The organism is Sphingobacterium sp. MYb382 (genome assembly GCF_037572665.1).
Lineage (GTDB): Bacteria > Bacteroidota > Bacteroidia > Sphingobacteriales > Sphingobacteriaceae > Sphingobacterium.
This window is the reverse complement of the sequence record NZ_JBBGZT010000012.1, coordinates 436,295-459,710: the sequence shown is the minus strand read 5'-3', so window position 1 is coordinate 459,710 and position 23,416 is coordinate 436,295. Positions and strand designations below refer to the sequence as shown.

19 protein-coding genes, 1 tRNA gene and 1 pseudogene are annotated in these 23,416 nt (G+C 41.5%); 13 read left to right on the top strand and 8 right to left on the bottom strand.

Annotated features, from left to right (window positions below; all coding sequences use genetic code 11):
- Genes WH223_RS07105 through hutH form a run of 3 tightly spaced genes read right to left on the bottom strand, consistent with a single transcriptional unit; the run spans position 1 to position 4,828 of the window.
- Positions 1–2,004, bottom strand: coding sequence for a urocanate hydratase (locus tag WH223_RS07105; RefSeq protein WP_340046850.1), 2,004 nt, complete (start codon positions 2,002–2,004; stop codon positions 1–3).
- The gene (hutI, locus tag WH223_RS07100; RefSeq protein WP_340046849.1) at positions 2,001–3,254 is read right to left on the bottom strand and encodes an imidazolonepropionase; all 1,254 of its coding nucleotides are present in this window, start codon (positions 3,252–3,254) and stop codon (positions 2,001–2,003) included. The genes WH223_RS07105 and hutI overlap by 4 nt, the downstream gene beginning before the upstream one ends.
- Before the next feature lie 2 nt (positions 3,255–3,256).
- Entirely contained in the window at positions 3,257–4,828 is a 1,572-nt protein-coding gene (gene hutH, locus WH223_RS07095; protein ID WP_340046847.1) for a histidine ammonia-lyase, read from the bottom strand.
- Positions 4,829–4,905: 77 nt separating this feature from the next.
- On the opposite strand from hutH, the gene WH223_RS07090 reads away from it, so the two are divergent.
- Positions 4,906–5,817 (top strand): LysR family transcriptional regulator, encoded by a 912-nt coding sequence (locus WH223_RS07090; RefSeq protein WP_340046846.1) that lies wholly within the window; start codon positions 4,906–4,908, stop codon positions 5,815–5,817.
- On the opposite strand, the gene WH223_RS07085 is transcribed toward WH223_RS07090, so the two are convergent.
- Positions 5,812–6,117 carry a Smr/MutS family protein gene (locus tag WH223_RS07085; protein ID WP_340046845.1) on the bottom strand — a complete coding sequence of 102 codons (306 nt, stop codon included), beginning with the start codon at positions 6,115–6,117 and terminating at the stop codon, positions 5,812–5,814. The genes WH223_RS07090 and WH223_RS07085 overlap by 6 nt on opposite strands.
- A gap of 45 nt (positions 6,118–6,162) precedes the next feature.
- Here WH223_RS07085 and WH223_RS07080 point away from each other — a divergent pair, with 45 nt between their 5' ends.
- Positions 6,163–7,551 (top strand): M20/M25/M40 family metallo-hydrolase, encoded by a 1,389-nt coding sequence (locus tag WH223_RS07080; protein WP_340046844.1) that lies wholly within the window; start codon positions 6,163–6,165, stop codon positions 7,549–7,551.
- Here WH223_RS07080 and WH223_RS07075 read toward each other — a convergent pair.
- The gene (locus WH223_RS07075; protein WP_340046843.1) at positions 7,543–7,932 is read right to left on the bottom strand and encodes a group III truncated hemoglobin; all 390 of its coding nucleotides are present in this window, start codon (positions 7,930–7,932) and stop codon (positions 7,543–7,545) included. The genes WH223_RS07080 and WH223_RS07075 overlap by 9 nt on opposite strands.
- A gap of 360 nt (positions 7,933–8,292) precedes the next feature.
- Between WH223_RS07075 and WH223_RS07070 the strand changes: the two genes are divergently transcribed.
- A tRNA-Pro gene (locus tag WH223_RS07070) sits at positions 8,293–8,366 on the top strand.
- Between the two features lie 101 nt (positions 8,367–8,467).
- Here WH223_RS07070 and WH223_RS07065 read toward each other — a convergent pair.
- On the bottom strand, positions 8,468–8,968 hold the full coding sequence (locus tag WH223_RS07065) for a transposase (RefSeq protein ID WP_340046842.1): 501 nt from the start codon (positions 8,966–8,968) through the stop codon (positions 8,468–8,470).
- Here WH223_RS07065 and WH223_RS07060 point away from each other — a divergent pair.
- Positions 8,909–9,709 (top strand): annotated as a pseudogene (locus WH223_RS07060) (TIGR01212 family radical SAM protein); the annotation flags it as partial. The gene WH223_RS07065 and the pseudogene WH223_RS07060 overlap by 60 nt on opposite strands.
- 60 nt (positions 9,710–9,769) lie before the next feature.
- On the opposite strand, the gene WH223_RS07055 reads toward WH223_RS07060, so the two are convergent.
- Together WH223_RS07055 and WH223_RS07050 are read right to left on the bottom strand one after the other, a co-directional pair.
- Entirely contained in the window at positions 9,770–10,234 is a 465-nt protein-coding gene (locus WH223_RS07055) for a nucleoside triphosphate pyrophosphohydrolase family protein (protein ID WP_340046841.1), read from the bottom strand.
- Between the two features lie 70 nt (positions 10,235–10,304).
- The gene (locus WH223_RS07050; protein ID WP_340046840.1) at positions 10,305–11,867 is read right to left on the bottom strand and encodes a pseudouridine synthase; all 1,563 of its coding nucleotides are present in this window, start codon (positions 11,865–11,867) and stop codon (positions 10,305–10,307) included.
- Positions 11,868–12,175: 308 nt separating this feature from the next.
- Between WH223_RS07050 and WH223_RS07045 the strand changes: the two genes are divergently transcribed.
- From WH223_RS07045 to WH223_RS07005, 9 genes are all read left to right on the top strand, one after another.
- Positions 12,176–12,937 (top strand): lytic transglycosylase domain-containing protein, encoded by a 762-nt coding sequence (locus WH223_RS07045; RefSeq protein ID WP_340046839.1) that lies wholly within the window; start codon positions 12,176–12,178, stop codon positions 12,935–12,937.
- A gap of 343 nt (positions 12,938–13,280) precedes the next feature.
- Positions 13,281–15,416, top strand: coding sequence for a cytochrome-c oxidase, cbb3-type subunit I (ccoN, locus tag WH223_RS07040; protein ID WP_340046838.1), 2,136 nt, complete (start codon positions 13,281–13,283; stop codon positions 15,414–15,416).
- Between the two features lie 6 nt (positions 15,417–15,422).
- Entirely contained in the window at positions 15,423–15,608 is a 186-nt protein-coding gene (locus tag WH223_RS07035) for a hypothetical protein (RefSeq protein ID WP_340046837.1), read from the top strand.
- 8 nt (positions 15,609–15,616) lie between these two features.
- Positions 15,617–16,486 (top strand): cbb3-type cytochrome c oxidase N-terminal domain-containing protein, encoded by an 870-nt coding sequence (locus tag WH223_RS07030; protein WP_340046835.1) that lies wholly within the window; start codon positions 15,617–15,619, stop codon positions 16,484–16,486.
- A 29-nt stretch (positions 16,487–16,515) separates the two neighbouring features.
- Complete coding sequence (ccoG, locus tag WH223_RS07025; RefSeq protein WP_340046834.1) at positions 16,516–17,907, top strand: cytochrome c oxidase accessory protein CcoG; 1,392 nt, start codon at positions 16,516–16,518, stop codon at positions 17,905–17,907.
- Between the two features lie 5 nt (positions 17,908–17,912).
- The gene (locus tag WH223_RS07020) at positions 17,913–18,335 is read left to right on the top strand and encodes a FixH family protein (protein ID WP_340046833.1); all 423 of its coding nucleotides are present in this window, start codon (positions 17,913–17,915) and stop codon (positions 18,333–18,335) included.
- A 2-nt stretch (positions 18,336–18,337) separates the two neighbouring features.
- Positions 18,338–19,030 carry a sulfite exporter TauE/SafE family protein gene (locus WH223_RS07015; protein ID WP_340046832.1) on the top strand — a complete coding sequence of 231 codons (693 nt, stop codon included), beginning with the start codon at positions 18,338–18,340 and terminating at the stop codon, positions 19,028–19,030.
- A gap of 118 nt (positions 19,031–19,148) precedes the next feature.
- A complete protein-coding gene (cls, locus tag WH223_RS07010) occupies positions 19,149–20,624 on the top strand; it encodes a cardiolipin synthase (protein ID WP_340046831.1) in 1,476 nt (491 codons plus the stop codon).
- Between the two features lie 68 nt (positions 20,625–20,692).
- A complete protein-coding gene (locus WH223_RS07005) occupies positions 20,693–23,413 on the top strand; it encodes a carboxypeptidase-like regulatory domain-containing protein (RefSeq protein ID WP_340046830.1) in 2,721 nt (906 codons plus the stop codon).
- The last annotated feature ends 3 nt before the right edge of the window (positions 23,414–23,416 follow it).

Below are 23,416 nucleotides of genomic sequence, written 5' to 3'. Positions count from 1 at the left end.
TTACTCAAAAAGTTTATTCAAAATTGTAGGGTCTACTTCTTCTGCCCATGTCACATGTAGCGCGGGGCTACGTTGCATTTCCAAAGCGAGCGCCTGTTTAGCCTCTTTGTTGCGTGCCCAAGCACGACGAGCGATACCATTATTGACATCATAGAAGAGCATATTTTCTAGTTTACGATTAGCTTCATCGGAACCATCGAGCACAAGACCAAAGCCGCCGTTGATAACTTCTCCCCAGCCTACGCCGCCACCATTATGGATAGATACCCAAGTCGCTCCGCGGAAGCTATCGCCAATGACATTATGGATAGCCATGTCGGCCGTAAACTTGCTACCATCGTAGATGTTACTTGTTTCCCTATAGGGCGAGTCTGTACCGCTCACATCGTGATGGTCACGTCCCAATACAATAGGAGCACTTATTTTTTTATGACGTATAGCTTCATTAAAAGCTTTGGCAATACGGATACGCCCGATAGCATCGGCATATAGAATACGTGCTTGCGAACCGACCACTAAATGGTTTGCTTCGGCTTGTTTTATCCATTGTATATTATCGGCTAGTTGTTGCTGAATCTCTGGATAAGCGGTCGCTTGAAGTTCTTCTAAGATGTGTTGCGCGATGCGGTCTGTCTGTTGAAGGTCTGCAGGGTCGGCAGAGGTGCATACCCAGCGGAAGGGACCAAAGCCGTAGTCAAAGCATAAAGGACCTAGGATATCTTGCACATAGGATGGGTATTTAAAGTTTATACCATCTGTCGCCATCACATCCGCACCGGCGCGACTACTCTCCAAGAGGAAGGCATTGCCATAGTCAAAAAAGTAGGTTCCCCGTGCAACATGCTTATTGATAGCTTCCACCTGGCGTACTAAAGAATTTTTTACGGCTTTCTTAAATTTTTCCGGCTCTTGGGCCATGACTAGGTTTGCTTCCTCGAAAGTCATGCCTACAGGATAATAACCGCCTGCCCAAGGGTTGTGGAGTGACGTTTGGTCGGAACCTACTGTCACCAATATATCGGCCTCATAAAGGGCTTCCCATAGCTCGACGATATTGCCTAGATAGGCGATGGAAACCACCTCCTTGTGCGCCATCGCTTCGCGGAGCCGTTTAATCAGCAGGGGCATCTCTGCATAAAGCTCATCTACCCAACCTTGCTGATGGCGCTTGTGGGCTGCTACAGGGTTTACTTCGGCACAGACGGTGATGCAGTGGCTGATGTTGCCCGCTTTTGGTTGAGCACCGCTCATACCGCCTAGTCCTGAAGTAACGAATACTTTTCCAGCTATAGTTTCTGTAGGGCCTAGTTGCTTGCGAAAAGCATTCATCACCGTAATGGTGGTACCATGGACGATACCTTGCGGCCCGATATACATATACGATCCGGCCGTCATTTGACCATATTGGCTTACGCCTAAAGCATTAAAACGCTCCCAGTCTTGTGGCTGCGAGTAGTTTGGAATTACCATACCATTGGTTACAACCACACGCGGAGCCTCTTTTGAGGAAGGAAATAAACCCATTGGGTGACCGCTATAACTATGTAATGTTTGTTCGTCTGTCATGGTTGCCAAATAGCGCATTGTAAGTAGGTATTGTGCCCAGTTTTGGAATACAGCACCATTACCACCATAGGTAATCAGCTCTTGCGGATGTTGCGCTACGGCAGGGTCGAGGTTGTTTTGTATCATCAGCATAATGGCTGCCGCTTGGGTAGACTTGGCAGGATAGTCCGAAATGGGGCGCGCATGCATAGCATAGCTTGGTCGAAATCGGTACATGTATATCCTGCCGTAGGTAAGAAGTTCTTGTAAAAACTCTTCCGCCAGTTCAGCATGCCACTCGGCCGGAAAATAGCGCAATGCATTTTGCAGGGCTAGTTTTTTTTCTGCCGCCGTTAGGCTATCGCTACGTTTTGGAGCATGACTTACTTCATTATCCCATACTGCTTTTGGGGGTAAAGTGCTTGGTATACCTTGAACTATTGATTCTTGAAACGTCATATTTGTGCTCCTTTCGTATAGATTAGTTTACCACTTTTCCAAACCTGAATAGGCTGTAGGCTACCTTGCAGGTAACTTATATTTTGGTAGTTTGTGGTATTGTAAATTGTGAAATCTGCCAATTCTCCGGGGATTAATCGACCGCGGTCGGCTAAGTTTAAGGCATGTGCGGCGCGGAAGGTGATGGCCGCAAAGAGCTCCGCATTACTCAGTTTTTGATGAGCCGCCAATACGGAGGCTTGCAGCAATAGCTGGCCCATTGGTGCTGATCCGGGATTCCAATCGGAAGCAATAGCAAGTATAGCCCCTTGATCAAGGAGTTTCCTAGCTGGCGTGTAGGCACAGCCCAAGCCTAGGGAAGCGCCGGGTAGTGCAACGGCTACCGTATCGGAAGCGGCCAGCAGGGCTATCTCCTGCTCAGTAGACGCTTCTAGGTGGTCGGCACTCTTCGCATTAAAAGCCACAGCAACGGCACTTCCGGCCGTGGTGAACTGGTCGGCATGAACGGTGATATCGAAGCCCATGGCTTGTGCCTGCTGGAAGTATGGTTTTATTTCATCCGCCGAAAAGGCGCTCTCCTCAATAAAGGCATCGATGCGGTTGGACAGTCCTTCTCCTTTTAAGACGGGAAAGACGTTGTCGGCAATGTATTGTAAATATTCAGGTTTCGTTCCTGTAAAATCTTTAGGCTTCATGTGTGCCGCTAGGCAGGTAGGAATAAGCGTCACGGCCAGTTGCTTCTGTGCTTCACGAATAGCTTTCAATATTTTCAGCTCTTCATCGGCCGTTAGGCCATAGCCACTTTTTACCTCGATTGTTGTTATTCCTTGAGCTGTTAAAAAATTGGCACGTTTGACAATCAGCTCCACTAAGGTTTCTAGCGTGGCCGAACGTGTAGGCTGCACCGTGCTCCATATACCGCCTCCTGCTGCCGCAATCGTTAGGTAGCTGGCTCCAGCATTACGCAGTGCAAAGTCGGCCGCTCTATTTCCGGCAAAAGCGATATGTGTATGGCAATCTACAAAAGCAGGGATAACCACACTGTCGGCAGGCGGATGGATAAATTCCGTTTCGGCAGGCGCTTGCTCTTTTAATGCGGTATAATTTCCTATGGCTCTGATATGTTGATCTTCAAGGTATAAGCCTGCTTGCTCGATAACCTGCAATTGGCTATCGGCAATGGGCCCTCTAAGCGGAATATCAGGCATAGCGAGCAATTGCGAAAAAGGACCTATAAGTTTTCTTTCCATGGTTAGTATACGTTAAAATGTTCAACATGTTTGCCATAAAGGGCTAGTTCATGTGCTTGGGCTGTAGCTTCTGCTGTTTGCACTAGCTTTCCCGATTGGATAATCTCATGGGCTGCCAATAGTATAGCTTCCATGGGCTGATCTTCGGTGATATGTGGGATTACGTTGCGTATCTCTTGGTGTACAGCCTCAATAATAGGGGTAGATTGTAGCGGTCTATGGAAATCAAAAGCTTGGGCTGCACAGATGAGTTCAATACTCAAAATCCTACTGACGTTGTCTATGACTTGAAGTAGTTTTCTACTGCCTATGGAGCCCATACTAACATGGTCTTCTTGCCCCAAAGAGGTCGGTATGCTATCGGCGCTCGACGGAAAGCATAAACCTTTGTTCTCACTAGCTAGGGCTGCGGTGGTATATTGTAGAATCATAAAACCGGAGTTTAAGCCTGTTTCTTTGAGTAGTAGCTTGGGAACATTTGGTGTGTCGCCTTCCAGGGATAGGTAAACGCGTCTGTCGGATACGTTACCCATTTCGGATACCGCTAGTGTAGCATAGTCGATGGGAAGGGCAATAGGCTGACCATGGAAGCTACCTCCGCTTATGGTGAGCTCCTCGTTGATAATAATAGGGTTGTCGGTAACGGCATTAATCTCTATTTCTATCGTTTCTCGGAGGTGTAGCCACGCATTGCGGGAGGCTCCGTGAATCTGAGGGATGCAACGCAGGGAGTAAGGATCTTGCACGCGCGAGCAGTTTTTATGTGCGGTAAGGATAGCCGACCCTTGTAGTAGGTTGTGGATGGTGCTTGCCACAAACTGGTTACCCTTGTAGGGGCGTAGTTCATGCAATTCGGCTAGAAATGGTTTAATGGAACCGTTAAGCCCTTCCAGCATGAGTGCTGCTACCAAATCGGCGTTGGTCAATAGGTTCTGCATATCGACCACCGCTTTTACCGCATGGGCAGCCATAAACTGGGTGCCGTTTATTAAGGCCAATCCTTCTTTAGCGCCAAGATGTATTGGGCTCACGCCTAAACGAGCAAAGAGGGTAGATGTCTCTACTATTTCGCCTTTATACCATACTTTTCCTAAGCCAATTAAGGGAAGGAAAAGGTGGGATAAGGGCGCTAAATCTCCAGAAGCACCTACGGATCCTTGCTTAGGTACTACTGGGATAATATCCTGCTCTATATGCCACAGAATTCGTTCTACAGTTTGTAGCTGTATACCTGAGAAACCTTTGGCTAAGGCATGTACTTTTAAGACAAGCATTAACTTGGACAATACCGGGTCTATAGGTTCTCCGACACCCACAGCATGGCTTTTTAATATATTCTCTTGTAGCTTTCGTGTATCTGCTGGACTAATCAATGTGGTACATAAAGGACCAAAACCGGTATTAATCCCGTATACCGTTTTTTCGGTTGCCACTATCTGTTGCACATAGCCTGCACTTTTATTGATTTGTGTCTTAGTAAAGTCGGAAAGCGCTCCTTTAAGGAGGCCTTGACTTAGTTGTAAAGCCGTCGAACAGCTCAGCTGGTCAACGCCATAGTTGAAATTATTCTTCATGCTAAAATTCTTCTATCTCAAATTTAGCCCTTATATTTAATGATTATAAATATCAATATTGTCAATTATTAATAACTATGAGTTATCAAGTAGAGCTTCGTCATTTATACTATTTTCAGGTTTTGGCAGAGGAGTTGCACTTTAGAAAGGCTGCCGAACGCTTGTTTATCTCTCAGCCGGGTTTGACACGGCAGATTAAGCAAATGGAGGAGATTTATCAGGTGTTGTTATTTGATAGGGGGAAGCGTTTCGTACGCTTGACGGAAGCAGGGCTGTACCTAAAACGGGAAACGGATGCTTTGTTTGAGCGCTTGGCGGGAATTGAGCGTGAGTTAAAGACTATTGCCGACCCCAATGCGACCACGCTACGCCTCGGCTTTATTGGCTCGGCGGTGCAGTCTATTCTTGCCCAACTATTAATTACGTTGAAGCATGACTATCCGCGGGTTGATATTGACTTACAAGAACTGTCGAATGAAGCACAAATTGCGAAGCTCGTTAAAGAGGAGCTAGATTTTGGTTTTGTACGGGTTGATGATATTCCGAAAGGGTTGACGGGTATTCCTGTTTTGAAGGAAGCCTTTTCTTTGGTTGTTCCACCTTCTTATGCCATACAACCCGATAATTTCCGTTCTTTGCTGGCGCTGAAGGATGAGCCTTTTATTCTGTTTTCCAAAGATTATAGCCATGCTTACTTTGACTTGGTGATGAGCATTTTTAAAGATGCTGGTTTTCAGCCGAAAGTAGCCTTGCGCACGGTTAATGCATTGACTATCTTTAATATGGTGGAACAAGGTTTTGGGGTAGCTATTGTTCCTTCTTCCTTGCAAAAGGGGTATACCACAAAGGTGAATTTTATTGATTTAACGATGATTCCCCAGCGCACCACTTTATCTCTGCTGTGGAATCCAAAGCTTAAGCATCATGGAATAGCGATGTTCCTGGCTGTTGTGCAGCAGGAAATAGGAAATCTGAATGCCGGTTTATAGTCCGATATGGACGACCACGATATCTTCATTACGATAGGAGGGGTGATAGTTGGCAATAGCTCCTGCCTGCTTGTAGTAGGCCAACTCTTCGTAAACGGCTTTGCGCAATAGGCCTTTTCCTTTACCGTGGATAAAGCGTATTTCGGTATAATCCCAGTAGATTGCGGCATCGAGCGAAGCGCGTAGCAAGTCAATAGATTCCCCAAGAAGTTCTTCTACTTCATATTCATCCATCTGTTGAATAAATGCATCTGCATGTAAGTCAACTTCTTTTGCCGGTCGGGGTAGTTCTCTTGCCATTTTCCAAAAATAATACTTAAGTTTAAATTGTAAACACAGAATTTAATGAAAACCTTATTCTCAACCTTTATCCTAGGAGCTTTATTTTCTCAAGCCGTTCAGGCGCAGGACAATGATGCCACGATGTTGGACAAAATTTATACACAGTCTTTTTATCATGGCGAAGCCTATGATAACTTGCACTATTTAACTAAAACGATTGGGCACCGTATAGCGGGATCTCAGAAAGCGGAAGATGCCGTGGTATGGTCGAAATCATTAATGGAGAAATTGCCTTTCGATAAGGTATACCTGCAAGATGTACAGCTTCCGTATTGGGACCGTGGTAAGCCTGAGGAGGCTTATGTGGTCGGTGCAAAGAAACAAGCTTTAAATATACTGGCTTTGGGAGGATCGGTAGGCACGGGGTCTAAAGGCATTACTGCCGAAGTGATCGAAGTGGAACTATTGAGTGACCTTAAGAAATATGGCGATGCGGTGCGTGGCAAAATTGTATTTGTCAACAAAACGTGGGATGAGTCATTGGTAGAAACGGGAGCTGCTTACGGACTTAATAGCGGGCAGCGTAGTCGTGGTCCGGCGGAAGTAGCGAAGTTAGGTGGTGTGGCTTATTTGTTCCGCTCTTTATCGTCTTCTAGTCAGGATGATTATCCGCATACGGGTGGTACACGCTATGTAAACGGTATTGATAGCATTCCGGCTTTGGCAATTTCGGCCTTGAGCGCTACGCGTTTGTCTGAGGCTTTAAAAGCAAATCCGAAGGCAAAGGTGTTTTTGCGTAACAACTCGGCTTGGAAAGGTATGGTGAATAGCCACAACGTTATTGCGGAATGGCGCGGTACAGAGAAGCCAGACGAGATTATCACCATTGGTGGCCATATTGACTCTTGGGATGTTGGTGAAGGGGCTCACGATAATGGTACGGGTACTATGGGCACACTGGATGCTATACGTACATTGATGAAATTGGGCTATAAACCGAAACATACTATTCGTTTGGTTTTCTATATGAATGAAGAGAATGGTGTTAATGGATCCATGAAGTATGGTGAAGTGGCGTTAGCGAAGAATGAAAAAATTATTGCGGCTATCGAAAGTGATGCTGGCGGATTTGCGCCACGCGGATTTGATATCAAGGCTTCGGCAGAAAAAGTACAGTGGATTCAGAAACAGTGGAAGCCTTTATTTGAGGAACGCTTTTGGGTATCACGTTTCTTGCAAGGTAGCCCTGGCGTAGACTCTGGTATTTGGGGTGCTCACTTTCCGAATACGGTAATGTTTAACTTCCGTCCTGATCCGCACCGTTATTTTGATATTCACCACACGGCAAAAGATGTGTTTGAAGCTGTAGACCGTCGTGAATTGCAATCGGGCGTAGCGGCTATCGCTTCTTTGTTGTATTTAGTCGATCAGCAGGCTGAACAATTACATTAAGGGTTTAAAAGGCGATTGCCTTAAATTATCGAGCTTAACCATAAAGAGTGCCGCCATCTTGCGGCCTCTTGCTTTTGCCTCCTCGGCAATAGGACCTGCAAATAGATCATTCACTGTTTTATCGAATAGCGCTAGCCAGCGGTCGAAATGATCTTGTTGGATGGGTAAGCGTGCATGGGGTGGGAAAGGCCTTCCTTGATAGGTGTATTCATCCAAAAGTATCGTTTGCCAAAAGGTATACATCTTCGCTAAATGTTCTTCCCAACGATTTTGAATCTGCTCGTTGAAAATTGCTCCTATTAAATCATCTTTTTGAACGGTCCCGTAGAAGGTGTCGACCAGCAATTTAATGTCTGTAAGATTTTCTATATCCTTTTTCATAGCATCCAATCTTTAATGCGCTACACGCGTATACAAAGCTAAGGCTTATACGACGGATTAAAAACACGTTGGGGTAATAATAAAAAATGCCGCAGGGCAAGCCCTGCGACAACGTATTGAGAAGAGATAATATTTTATTCTTATTTAGATTGATTAAAAATAATATTCAAATATAGGCTTATTCTTGCTTTTGTCAATGTCAGAATCGGAAAATCTACGTGTATAATCGGAAAAAATAATTGTGTTAAAAATTATTGTGCATGTTATCAGTGTTTTAACAAATTATTTTTATTTCCCTCTTGCATAGTAGTAATATTGCCCTTATATTTGTGCCACACAAGAAGAAAGGTGATACTTAATCGGGGTGTAGCGTAGCCCGGTATCGCGCCTCGTTTGGGACGAGGAGGTCGTAGGTTCGAATCCTGCCACCCCGACAAAAAAAGAGTTTTAACGAAAGTTAAAGCTCTTTTTTGGTTTACGGGGTTTGGCAGTCGATGAGAACGGATCATACGGAATTCTTGGGGGGCATCTTTTTTTAAGCATACAATTTCATTACGCGGTATAAGAAGAACTTCGTGTCTCTAACACCTCTGAATATTGCTCTGAAAGCTTTCAGCTTAGCATTAAAAGACTCCGCGGCAGCATTTGTACTCCTATTATCAAAGTAATGAAGGATATTTGGGTGATGTGCAGCAATAGACCTTGCTACACTTTCAAAAGATTCTATCCCTGCATTCTCGGCTTGATGATGCCATAGCGCGAGTTTGGTTAACGCACCTTCTTTACTCTTGCATTTATTAAAGATATCGCCCAATGCTAGCGCTAAATCATACGCTTTCTTAAGTCTTGGAAAATGTAAGAAAAGAAGCTCTGCACGGTGCTTCTGGCTCTCAGACCACCGAGAAGTGTGTTTAAATAGCAAATATCTTGATCTCGCTAATAATTGCTTAAGCGTATCTCCGTTAGCTAATATCTCTGCAATGTAGACTCCTTCACGCCAGATACAGCCCGCAAAATACCATCTATGCGTGAGCAAGTACTCAACGGAATTGAGCGCGCACGTAATTCCTATGGTGCAGAGAAGTTTATTATCTATTTCCAGCCGAATACCAATACCTATGCACCTACACATCTGTTGAAGATGATGTATGACGAAGCCTTGAGTATTGATCCTGAGAATACAGTAGGTCTTTCGGTAGGCACACGTCCGGATTGTTTAGACTTTGAGAAGATAGCCCTTTTAGAGTCCTACACCGACCGTTTGCATGTAGACCTAGAAATGGGTATGGAATCCATCTATAATGAGACCCTAGAGCGTATAAACCGTGGCTGTTCGCATGATGAGTTCGAGTCAGCGATGAAAATGTTGGAAGGCACGAAGTTAGACCTGTGCGTACACACTATTTTTGGTTTCCCATGGGAGAGCGAAGAGATGATGTTAGCCTATGCACATGAGATCAATAAACACCCCGGTATAAAGTTTGTAAAACTACACCACCTCCATATTGTAGAAGGTTCCATCATGGGCGTAAAGTTCAAGAAAGAGCCATTCAAGCTGTTCACTATTGATGAATACACAGAATTTTTAAGTCGTTTTATACCTTTGTTGCGTCCGGATATTGTTATCCAACGTATCTTTGGTATTGCCGATAAAGAACTGCTGATTGCACCAAACTGGGGCTTTCCAAAGTCTAAGATTCAGTCGCATATCGATAAAGGACTTGAAAGTAGAGGTGTCAGACAAGGAAGCCAGTATGTTGCTTCACAGACGCTATAAAGTAAAAAGCATAAAAAAAGCTGTTCTCATGAACAGCTTTTTTTATGTCGTAAATATTTCTTAAGCAAGTATTGACTTTAAATCAGCAGGAGAGTAGTTGATTGATTTTAAAGTTTTGTTATCGTCCTCACGGAAAACTAAGAATAAACCATCAACCTCTTTGTAGTAAGAAGTAACACCTTTAGCTAAATAGTGTGCTTGTGTAGCTTTAGCCTCTTCTTCATCTTTACATGCTTTGCTCATATTCGAACGTTGTACCTCTTCGAATAATGCATTGAATTTATCTTTCAAACCAAATTCCAATACAGCACCCGAAAGAACGTATTGAATATCACATAAAGCATCAGCGATTTCTACCAAATCTTTGTTATCAATAGCCTCTTGCAACTCGTTAAGTTCTTCGGCGATTAAAGATACACGAAGTTTACAACGCGCTTCAGAAGGAATTGTTGGCTCTTCAAGGATAGGATGTTGAAATGTTTTGTGAAATTCCGCTACCGAAGTAAGCGTCTTTGGATCTGTCATAACGTAAAATTTTATCAAAAATACGAAAACTTATAGCAAGAAAAAAGGTGCTTTTGCAAGCACCTTTCCCTTATTTTATTAATCCTTTGATTTGAACCAATTCGCGTTCATCCAAGTAGCGCCATCTACCACGAGGTAAGTCTTTTTTCGTTAGACTAGCATAAACAACACGGTCAAGTTTTACAACCTCATAACCTAAAGATTCGAAGATACGACGTACAACGCGGTTTTTACCAGAGTGGATTTGAATACCAATTTCTCGTTTACTTCCTCCTTGTACATAACTTAAATCATCTGGTTTAATTAAACCATCTTCCAACTCAATTCCGAATTCAATTTTGTTGAAATCTCCTTGAGTTAAGTTTTTGTTTAACTCAACATTGTAAAGTTTACTAATGTTATTGCGTGGGTGCGATAATTTCTCCGCTAGGTTACCATCGTTTGTAAGCAATAATAAACCTGTTGTATTTCTATCTAAACGTCCTACTGGGTAAATGCGTTCTTTAGTAGCTTTTGCTACTAAGTGCATTACTGTTCTACGTTCTTGAGGATCATCTGTAGTCGTGATATAATCTTTAGGTTTATTTAATAAAACATAAACCATTTTCTCACGTTTCAAACGCTCTCCGTTATATTTAATTTCGTCTTTTGCTGGATCTACTTTAGTACCCAACTCACTTACTGCTACGCCATTCACTGTAACAACACCTGATTCAATAAGTTCATCCGCTTTTCTACGGGAACAAATTCCTGAATTAGAAATGTAACGGTTTAAACGAATTAACCCGTCATCTTTAGGTTCTGCTGTAGCCACCTTTCTGCGGTTACCAAAGCGTCTTCCTTCTTCCTGCTGGTTGTTGTCGTCAAAATTGTTGGAACGTGTGTTACGATCTCCACGGCCGAAAGGTTTTCTGTCGGAAGAATCGAATTTTTTGAATGGACGGTCGCCACCTCTGTTATCATCTCTATCTCCACGACCGAAAGGTTTTCTGTCAGAAGAATCGAATTTTTTGAATGGACGGTCGCCACCTCTGTTGTCATCTCTATCTCCACGACCGAAAGGTTTTCTATCGGAAGGTTCGAATTTTTTGAACGGACGGTCGCCACCTCTGTTATCATCACGACTGCCACGGTTGAAAGGCTTTCTGTCCGAAGCATCAAATTTTTTGAATGGACGGTCGCCTCCTCTGTTGTCATCACGGTCACCACGGTTGAAAGGTTTTCTGTCCGAAGCATCAAATTTTTTGAATGGACGGTCACCTCCTCTGTTGTCATCGCGGTCACCACGGTTGAACGGCTTTCTGTCGGAAGAATCGAATTTTTTAAATGGACGATCACCACCTCTATTATCATCGCGGTCTCCACGATTGAACGGCTTTCTGTCGGAAGAATCAAATTTTCTAAATGGACGGTCGCCGCCTCTATTATCTTCTCTGTCTCCTCTGCCGAATGATTTGTTATCTGATTTGTTAAAACGAGAACCATCACCGCTGCTTTTACCAAATGGTTTTCTGTCACTTGACGATGATGAATTTGAACGGCTAGAGCCGCCTCTAGGGTTGAAGCTTTCTGAGTTGCTTCTACTTTTTTTGGAGTTGTCATCACGACTGTTCCTTTTATTATTGAATGGCATAATTTTTCGAAATTAAGATACAAAGGTACGATTTTTTATTGAGTTTGGTGAAAAGAATGAAGAAAGGGTGATTATGTCGTTATAACGCTACTTTTCGTTGCGCTCATCTGCCTTTAAAGCCTGCAAACGCTAACTATTTGTTTCTTAAATAAATAGTTTGTATGTTTGGACCCTGAAAAATGTACCAAGCTATTTTTGATCGATTTGGGCTTTTAAGAATGCGCTAAAAGTCGCCTCGTGGATAGGTAGCAGTAAGGGATTGAATGAATAGAAAAAAAGTACTATGCTGTAGTATAGTTTTGTCGGCAATGATCGCCTCGCAACTATACTCTACCGCAAAACCGGGAGCTGGAAATGATCCTGTAAAGAAAGTCCTATTAGCACAATTGGACCAAAAAAGGAAAATAATAGCTTATTCTCCGGAGAAATTAAAAGCTGTTTATTACAGCTCAATAACATTTGCCAACGAAAGTGTCCCACTAGAGAACCCATCAGTAGGGTCAAAGTTTGAGAAGTACTTGGCAAGGTTCTCATTCCGCAAGCAGCAATCTTATGATCTGCATAAAAAAGCGGAAAAGCATCTACCACGGATTGCTTCTATTTTGAAGTCTTATGGGATTCCTGAAGATTTTAAATACATACCTCTAATCGAAAGCGATATGGAACCTGGTGTGACTTCTTCCAAAGGAGCAGGTGGATATTGGCAGTTTATGCCTACCACAGCGAGACTATACGGATTGAAGGTGAATGGTGGTATCGATGAGCGCAAAGATTTAATAAAATCTACGCATGCTGCAGCACGTTATTTAAAGAGTCTTTATGATGACTTTAACGACTGGACCCTTGTTGCAGCAGCATACAACGTCGGAGGAGGAAGTTTGAAAGCTTCTATTCGTCGTCAAGGCGTCAATAATTATTACGGTTTAAAATTAAACCAAGAGACAGGAGCCTATGTATACAAACTCCTATCTGTAAAACAAGTGATTGAAAATCCTAACAAACACGGTTACAAGCGCTACGCGCAATCCGCCGATAAGTTTCAAAATATAAACGAGCAAAACCTACTGTAAGTAATCTTTTTGCATCAATGTAAAAGAGCCATTATTATAATGGCTCTTTTTTTTTGTTTAAACTTAAAACTAATTTTTTTTCTTTTTGTTGTATGAATGTTGCTTATGTCATGGCCTTGTCATGATTGCGCATCAGGTTTTAGCATATAGACCAGAAAGGAATGAATTTTTGGTAATAATTTTTAGTGTTACCTAGCGAGTTCATGACCAATTAATCCGCTTATAAGCCTATTTAAGCCAGTTTATTTAGAAATGTGACTTATTTCATTTTTTTTAAAAGTCTATATCATTAGAGTGTCATATTGGAATGGGTATTTTTACTTTATAATCAACAATATATAGTATGCAATTAGAACAATTTAATTACGACAACAAGATTGTGCGCAATTTCGCTCTTGCCACAATTGTTTGGGGTTTGGTTGGCATGTCTGTAGGGCTATTGATTGCCGTTCAGCTTATTTGGCCCGAAATGAACTTCATGACCCAGTACACCACATTTGGTCGGATTCGTCCACTACATACCAATGCGGTGATTTTCGCATTTGTCGGAAATGCCATTTTTATGGGGGTCTACTACTCTTTACAGCGTGTATTGAAAGCACGTATGTTTAGTGACCTATTGAGTAAGATTCATTTTTGGGGCTGGCAGCTTATCATTGTTTCCGCTGCAATAACCTTGCCATTAGGAATAACAACCTCACACGAGTATGCCGAACTTGAATGGCCTATTGATATTGCGATTACCATTATTTGGGTCGTTTTTGGTATCAATATGTTTGGTACAATTATTAGTCGTCGTGAACGTCATATGTATGTGGCGGTATGGTTCTACATTGCAACTTTCGTAACCGTAGCAGTATTGCATATTGTTAACTCAATTCAACTTCCTGTAAGTTTATGGAAAGGTATTTATGTATATGCTGGTGTGCAAGATGCTCTTGTGCAATGGTGGTATGGTCATAATGCTGTAGCATTCTTCCTAACGACACCTTTCTTAGGGATGATGTATTACTTCTTGCCAAAAATGGCAAATCGTCCTGTGTACTCCTATAAATTGAGTATTCTACACTTTTGGTCTTTAATCTTTATCTATATCTGGGCTGGTCCACACCATTTATTATATACATCCTTGCCTTCATGGGTACAATCATTAGGTGTAGTATTCTCTATTATGTTGATTGCTCCAAGTTGGGGTGGTATGGTGAACGGCTTACTGACCCTGCGCGGTGCTTGGGATAAAGTGCGTACAGAGCCTGTGCTAAAACTGATGCTTGTCGCTTTGACAGGTTACGGTATGGCAACTTTCGAAGGACCGATGTTGTCCTTAAAGCAAGTGAATGCAATTGCCCACTTTACCGACTGGATTCCTGCTCACGTACACGTAGCTGCTTTGGCTTGGAACGGGTTTATGACGTTCGCGGTATTGTATTACATTATTCCGAAAATATATAAAACACCATTATTCTCTAAGAAATTAGCTAACACCCACTTCTGGATTGGTACGCTAGGTATTTTGTTCTACGCAATTCCGATGTATTGGGCTGCTGTAGTGCAAGGTTTGATGTGGAAAGAGTTTACACCAGAGGGGATTTTAAAATATCCTAACTTCTTGGCGACGACGCTAGAGATTCTTCCTATGCACATGATGCGTGCTTTCGGTGGTGCTCTATATCTATCTGGGGTTATTATCATGACCTACAACTTGATTAAAACCATGAAAGCCGGAACGCTATTGGCCAATGAAGCAGCGGAAGCTCCAGCTTTAGAGCCTGTTGTTAAGAGTGAACCTACGAAACACCGTCGATTAGAACGTAAACCTCTATTATTTATGGTGCTCGCGCTAATCGCAATCTTAATAGGTGGTATTGTTGAGATGATTCCAACTTTCACCGTAAGTGATAATGTTCCTAAAATAGCATCTGTTAAACCATATACAGCGCTTGAACTACAAGGTCGTGATTTATATATCCGTGAAGGATGTGTAAGCTGTCATACGCAAACCGTACGTCCGTTCCGTTCAGAAACGGCCCGTTATGGCGAGTATAGTAAAGCCGGTGAATATGTGTACGACCGTCCTTTCTTATGGGGGTCAAAACGTACAGGACCAGATTTACATCGTATAGGTGGTAAGTATCCAAATAAATGGCACTTCGACCACTTGCTAGATCCAACCATCACTTCACCAGGTAGTATTATGCCGGCGTATCCATGGTTGATTGATCAGAAGCTTGATAACAGTATTTTGGTAGCGAAGTTGAAAGGTATGCGCACATTGGGCGTCCCTTATACGCAAGCAGAAATAGATAACGCTTTGACAGATTTGGCAGCACAAGCTGAAGGAATTAATAAAGATTTGGCAGCAAACCAAGTGAATATTGCTGCTGATCGTGAAATCATTGCGATGATTGCCTACTTACAACGTTTGGGAACTGATATTAAAGCAGAAGCAAAACCTGCTGCTGATGGACAAAATAAATAAACGACTATGTTTAAGCAATTAACAAATTTGAACGGCGATGAAGTGTATTTAATCATCTCCCTGTGGATTTTCCTCGTGTTCTTTGTCCTAGTAGCTTGCATGCTGTTTTGGATGAAGAAAGATTATATCGCTCACATGAAAGATATACCTTTTCAGGATGCGGAAAAACAAAATGAACAACAAGCTGAATAGAAATTGATATGATACATTTATTATTAACGGCCGATACTACTGCGCAAGTTTCCGAATGGACACTGGGCTCAGGGAACTTATATAGCGATGTGCTGGTGCTTGTATTAATAGTAGTTATGGTTGCTTTGTTGGCGACGGCACTCGTTGTCAACAACTCATTCAAAGCTATTATAAAGTTGACAATGCCAGAAGTAGCCGCTGAGCAAGCTAAAGCTGTCAAGAAAAAAAGAGATTGGACTGCCATTTGGAACAAGTTGCTAAGTCTACGTCCGATTGAAGAAGAAAAAGATATAGAAATTGACCATGCCTATGATGGGATTAAGGAATTGAACAATCCTATTCCTGTTTGGTTTAACGCTTTATTTTATTCAACGGTGGCGTTTGCGGTTGTCTACTTATTAGTGTACCACGTCTTCGGATGGGGGCTAAACCAAGATCAAGAGTATGTGCAAGAAATCGCCCGTGCAGAAGTTGCTAAGAAAGCATACTTAGCGCAAGCAGCCAACTTAATTGATGAAAACTCCGTGAAAATTGATGCTTCATTAATAGGGGAAGGGAAATCCATCTTCGTAGCTAACTGTGTCGTATGTCACGGTAATAACGGTGAAGGTGGTATCGGTCCTAACTTAACGGATCAATACTGGTTGCATGGTGGTGAAATCAAGGACGTATTTACCGTAATTAAATATGGTGTGCCTGATAAAGGAATGGTGCCATGGGAGCAAACATTGTCTCCAGGGCAAATTGCAGAAGTGGCAAACTATATCATAACATTGCGTGGTACAAAGCCAGCAAATGCGAAAGAACCACAAGGGTCTGAGGTCGTTTATGAATCTGCGGGAGCTGATGAAGAACCTGCCGCAGCAGAAACCTTGTAATTTAATTTAGTAGAAGAGAATAAAAAAATATGGGAACGGCAGTAAGTAAGCATCCGGGAGACCTAGGTAAGAAGCAGACGAAAAGAGAGTGGATTTATGCTAAAAAGCCCGGTGGCCAAATGTATAACTATCGTCAATGGGTAGGGTATAGCTTACTGCTGTTCTTTTTTATTGCTCCTTTTATCCGTATAAAAGGAAATCCCTTCTTGCTATTCAATATTATTGAACGGAAATTTTCCATCTTCGGAAATTTATTCTATCCGCAAGACTTATATATTGCAGTATTTGGAATGTTGATTGTAATGGTCTGTGTGGTACTGTTCACCGTAGTGTATGGACGGATATGGTGCGGGTGGACCTGCCCTCAGACCATTTTTATGGAGTTAGTTTTTCGGCGTATTGAATATTGGATTGAGGGGGATTGGACACAGCAGCGAAAGCTGAATGAAGGTCCAAATACCGATGCCCGTGCTTGGAAAAAGCTATTTAAACACGCGGTATTCTTTCTTATAGCTTTTATCATATCGAATCTTTTCTTGTCTTATGTGATTGGGGTAGAAGCCCTGTATCAGATTATGACAGATCCTGTTGAAGCGCATCTGGGAGGCTTTATATCTATTTTAATTTTTGCTGGTGTATTTTACGGTGTCTTTGCGCATGTGCGCGAAATTGTATGTACAACCATCTGTCCCTATGGTCGCTTGCAAGGTGTCTTGTTGGATGATAACAGTATCACGGTAGCATATGACAGCAATCGTGGAGAGCCGAGAGGTAAATTGAAAAAAGAAGAAGAAGGCGTTAAAGGCGACTGTATAGATTGTAACCTTTGTGTGCATGTATGTCCTACAGGAATTGATATCCGCAACGGACTGCAGATGGAATGTGTAAGCTGTACCGCTTGTATTGATGCTTGCGATGCCGTAATGGAAAAAATTAATAAACCGAAACGCTTAATTGGTTTTTACCCGATGGGTGAAATTGAGAAAACGGAAGGTTTTAAGAAAAGTAATACCCGAGCAATAGCTTATTCTTTTGTTTTGCTGGCACTGATTGGTGTTTTTATCACCATGATTTTTAGTCGATCAGAAATAGATGGTCGTTTGTTACGTGCAAAAGGAAGTACTTACCAACTATTAGATAATGGAAAGGTTAGTAATCTCTACACAATAGAACTGATGAATAAATCGGGAAGGGAAATGCCTTTTACCTTACAAAGTGTTGATCCTGCATTTACGATACAGCTGGTCAATACAATTGATTTGCTACATAAGGATAAATCTGCTACATTAAGCTTCTTCCTTATGAAGGACAAAAATAAAATTGAACAGTATAAACAAAATATAAAGATAAATATTACCTCAGAGGGACATATTATAGAGACGGTGAAAACAACATTTATTGGACCTACTGGATTAAAATAAACTATATGAATTGGGGAGTAAAAATTGTTATTAGTTTAGCTGCATTCATCATCTTTATTGTGGCATCCTGTATTTACATGATCAGTCGCGATACCGATTCTTTGGAGGATGAGGATTACTACGAGAAGAGTTTGACATACGATGAAGTATATGCACGCAAAAGTAATCTTGAAGTGGATAAGGCCACACCGATTATAAAGGTTAGCAATGACACCTTGTATGTTCATTTTACAAAGTCTGATAATCAAGGAAAGTTGTTATTTAAAAGACCATCAGATGCGTCTTTAGATATTTCATTACCATTTGCGACTAAAGGAGAGACCTTTCAGTTGCCTCTTTCTACTTTCGTGAAAGGAAGCTGGAATTTAGATGTAGCTTGGTCCAATAACCAGAAGTCTTACCTTTCTTCGCATCGTATTTTTCTATAAGCATGAGCTATCAGTACCTTGCTTTTTTTATGGGCTTATTCGGAAGCATCCATTGTGCCGTAATGTGTGGTCCTTTATTGATCGCCGTAAACGGGCAAGGTGCTTTTTCATGGTTAAGTTTAGGGAATAAGTTATTATATCAAAGTGGACGTATACTTGTCTACGGCTCATTAGGCTTGTTTTTTGGCATCTTTGGAAATATCGCCATGGTGCAAGGGTGGCAACAATATTTTAGTCTTTTTATAGGGATTATTCTATTTGCAATAGGGCTATTTTATCTTTTTGGAAAACGAAATAATCACCTTATTTCCTTTCAGAACAAGCTGATTCAACCATTTGTTAAGGTGATGGGCCGTTGGCTGCATCGACCTGGTGGTTCTTTTATTGCGGGAGCGCTAAATGGGATCTTGCCTTGTGGTATGGTATACATGGCTATAGCCTCCGCTATGAATGCCAATTCATTGCAGGGGAGTTTTACTTTCATGCTTCTTTTTGGGCTAGGGACACTGCCTTTACTATTTATATTCGCGATGCTTTCTCATTTCCCTAGAGGTGTATTCAAAAAAGGATTTGCCAAGCTTTTACCTTTTCTATACCTGCTTATGGGTATTTGGTTTATATTGCGTGGAGCAAATCTAGATATTCCTTACTTAAGCCCCATGCTTCATTTAAATGGAGCCATGAATTGTGCTTAATTTTTAAGAGCAGAACGTTGATATCGGCTAGGAGAAGGCTATTATAAAATAATGCTTACCTTAGAAAAAGCAAACGTTGAATTCATTACCTTAAGATAATTCACCTATAGTGACACTTATGGAGTACATTAAAGCTTTTTTTGATTTCGTAGGACAGTGGTATTGGCTACCGCTAATTTTTTTATACGTCGGGGTCATCAGTACTATTTTAATTGAAAATGGAAATCCCAATAAAACGATATCCTGGATTTTAATTATTGTTTTCATCCCTGTCTTGGGGATGATATTGTATTATCTTTTCGGACAGAAGTACAATCGGGTAAAACGTATTAAAAAGGTCAATGAAGGGCAGGCGAAGAGGCTGGAAAGTGAGTGGGAAAGCCTTGAGCCTTATATGGTAAAAGGTATAGATCTGATTCGTGGCCGTATTGGTAATTTATCTCGTGTTTTTACCTTTCTAAAGAATGAACGTCTTTCATCGCCGACATTAGGCAATAAAGTGCAGCTGCTCCTTAATGGTGAACAAAAGTTTCCTGTTTTTCTTCAAGCACTGCAAGATGCTAAACACTCTATCCATATTGAATACTATATTTTTGAAATAGACAGCATAGGCATGGAAGTATTGGCATTATTGGAGCAGAAAGCTAGCGATGGTGTCCATGTACGTTTGATAGTTGATAGCTTCGGCTCTCCCGATTTAGTGAAGTATATGCGGAAAAAGAAGGATTCCAAAATCGACTTTAAAGCATTTATGCCTGTTACTTTCACGTCGTTAGCGAATAGTAATTATAGAAATCACCGTAAAATAGCCGTTATCGACGGTAATGTTGGTTTCGTGGGCGGTATCAATATTTCTGACCGTTATATCAATGAAGCCGAGCGAGGTAATCCTGTGTTTTGGAGAGATACATCCGTGCGTATTGAAGGAGCAGCGGTCAATATGTTGCAGATTAGCTTCTGGAACTCCTGGAATCTGGCCGATGGTAATCCTTTCTTACTTAATGAGGGGTATTTACAAAATATGCAGAAAGAGGTCCCTCTCGGAGAGTCTGCCGTTTCTTTTGTCTTTAGCGACCCGAGTTCTGAAGGACCCTACAATATGGAAGCCATGTTGATTGGTATTGGTGAGGCTGATCGTAAAATTCAACTCGTTACTCCTTATTATATACCTTCAGAAGAACTAGCTACAGCCTTGAAGGTGGCCGCCGCAGCCGGATTGGAAGTCGAATTGATGTTGCCCAAAGAGTCGGACTCCTATATTGTGCAGCATGCTAGTCTTTCTTTTATCAAGCCTTTACTTCAAAGAGGGGTGAAAGTCTATTTTTATACCAAAGGGTTTATCCATGCAAAAACCTTAAATATCGACGGGAAACTGTCTTATGTGGGAACCGTGAACCTTGATACACGAAGTTTTTACATAAACTATGAGATTTCAGCTTTAATATCTGATAAGACTGTATGTCAGGCATTAGAAGATTCCTTTGAACGTGATAAAGCTGATTGCGAGTTGATGACTTTGGAAGAGTGGAAGAACAGAAAAACGTGGAAAAGAGCCGTCGATTCCGTATGCCGATTAATGGCTCCTTTGTTATAAGCTGTTAAAATTCTTGGCCTTTGCTAGAAAATCGATATATTTAGCTTCTCGATTAAGCTATATTGTTGATGAAAAAAATAACAAATTTATTTTGGATATTCCTTTTTGTCGGAATTTCGCTGCACGCTAGTGCTCAGCAAAAACCGACAATACCTATTAATGACGTTGTGGAGAAGGTGCAGAAATACTTCGGGGTTTTTCCCGTAGAGAAAGTACATCTTCATTTTGATAAACCTTACTATGCGGTAGGGGATACCTTGTGGTTTAAATCCTATTTGACGCATAATCTTTATGAATATGCGCCCAGCAAAATAGTCTATGTCGAGGTGTTGACGAGTCGAGATTCCTTAATTCAAACCTTACGTATTCCTCTAACGAACAATGGTGGTGAAGGTCACCTCGTTCTAGATCCACAGTTTGTAAATCAAGATAATTACAGATTTAGAGCCTATACTAAATGGATGGCTAATTTTGATAATAGCTATTTCTACAATAAAATTGTTCCTGTAGGCGATGCAATCAATAAAAAGTTGGGTGCCGAAGTTACCTTCAATCAAGAGTCTAATACCAAAACAAAAGCTAGCCTACAGTTTCGTGATAAAGCAGGCAATTTAATCGTTCGTAAGAAGCTTTCTTGGGAAGCTATTGATGGATGGGATCCTTTTGATAAAGGTAAAGCTGAAACTGATGATATGGGACGTGTGACAATCAACCTAAATATTAAAGATCGCAACTACCTCAAAAATGGACAACTCATTGTTAAAATTGATGGCGATAAATTAGAACCTGCTATTGTTGGTAAATATGCGCTTCAACATGCTTTATGGGATGCTGATGTTCAGTTTTTTCCTGAAGGAGGCGATTTAATCGCTGGCTTATCGAAGAAGGTTGCCTTTAAAGCGGTAAGCTCCCTAGGTAAAGGGTTGAAGGTTAGTGGAAAAGTATTGGATAGCAAAAAAAAGGAAGTAGCTAGTTTCGATGACTTAGGTTTAGGAATGGGCGTTTTTCAATTTGCACCTATCTTTGGTGAGAAATATAAAGCTACCATTACCTTTGAAGGTGGACAGCAGCAAACCTACGATTTGCCTGAGGTGAAAGCTGAAGGTATAAACATTGTGTTAGGGAAAGTAGCTGATGGCAATTTGCAATTCGGATTGTTGGCCAATGATGTTTTCTTTGAGAAGCATGCTAACGCGCCGTTTTATGTGATTGGACAAGCATCTGGTCATCTCGTTTATGCAGCACAAGCAACCCTTAAGTCTGCAAGCCTTTTAATTAATATACCACAAGATAAGTTGCCTAACGGTATTGTACAGCTTACGCTGATGCAGCCTGATGGTCGCTTGCTTTCGGAGCGCCTTGTCTTTAATGACGCACAGGAATTCCTGAATATTGAAGTTAAAACGGATAAAGCAAACTATGCACAGAAGGAAGCTGTTAAGCTATCCTTGTTCGTAGCGCCTAAAGATACCTTGAAAGCTAGCTATTCTGTCGCTGTTATCGATGAAGCGAAAGTTCCTTACAACGATGATCAAGATCTTGGTATCGTGAGTAACTTCTTGTTAACATCCGATTTAAAAGGATATGTGGAACGTCCTAACTATTATTTCAATACCGCACATACCAACCGTAAAGAAGCGCTTGACGCCTTGTTAATGACGCAAGGATTTAGACGTTTCGCTTATGCGGATTTACTAGCGGAGAAATTACCCGCTGTACAGTTTATGCCGGAGCAGGGTATTTCTTTGAGTGGAATTCTACGTTTGAATACAGGAAGAGCCGTGCCTAATGGAGGACTTCTTTTATCTATACCTTCGCGCAACTTCCGTAAGGATGCCTATACTGATGCTGCAGGTCGTTTTGTTTTTGAAAATCTTGTATTCCCTGATTCTTCAAAAGTGACGGTCAATGCAAGGGGTAATGATAACTTCCGAAACTTGGTAATTAATATGGATCAAACGTTCTTCCCAGCGATAGATAAAGGAAATCCATATGCTAGCGATAATATGCCAAATATTGATTTAACGATGAAACCTTATTTGACAAATAGCAAAAATGAATACCGTACATCAATCCTCATCGATGAGATTAAGGTTACTGGCGTTCAGAAAAAGCAGGTTACAAGTAAAGAGTTTTCTGCGTTGTCGGGTTTATCGATGCCAGAGCATCGTATTGAAGGTGATCGTCTTTCCGGATGTAATGTGTTAACCATGTGTTTGAATACCCTATTGACAGGAGTCACCTATGATTCACAGACGATGAAGTATTATATCACGCGTAGCTATAATCAAGGAGGACGAGTGCCTGTACAGTTTTTCTTAAACGGTATGCCGATTGATGAACCTTCTTTAAATAGTATTCAAACGGCCGAAATTGAAGCTATCGAAATATTCTTACGTGATGATTTAGGAACAGTGAGCCGTATGTATCAAAATGATGGCGTTGTTTCCATCATGACGAAAAAGAATGATCAGAAAAAACAACCCCGTATGTCTTTGGCCGAAATAGAAAGCATACTACCGAAAACAAATATTGTCGATATGGAGCCTTTGGGCTATGTTAAGGAGCGTAAATTCTATATGCCGAAATACGAAACTGCGGAAAGTAAAAATACAAATGACTACCGTAGCACAGTATACTGGAATCCAAATGTAGTTTTAGATGCTACAGGTAAGGTGGACTTGAAATTGTTCAATGCTGATGGAAATGGTAAATACAAAGTTGTTGTTGAAGGACAGGATGAAACAGGAGCAATTGGTAGAACAGTCTTTTATTACAATGTGAAGTAGTTA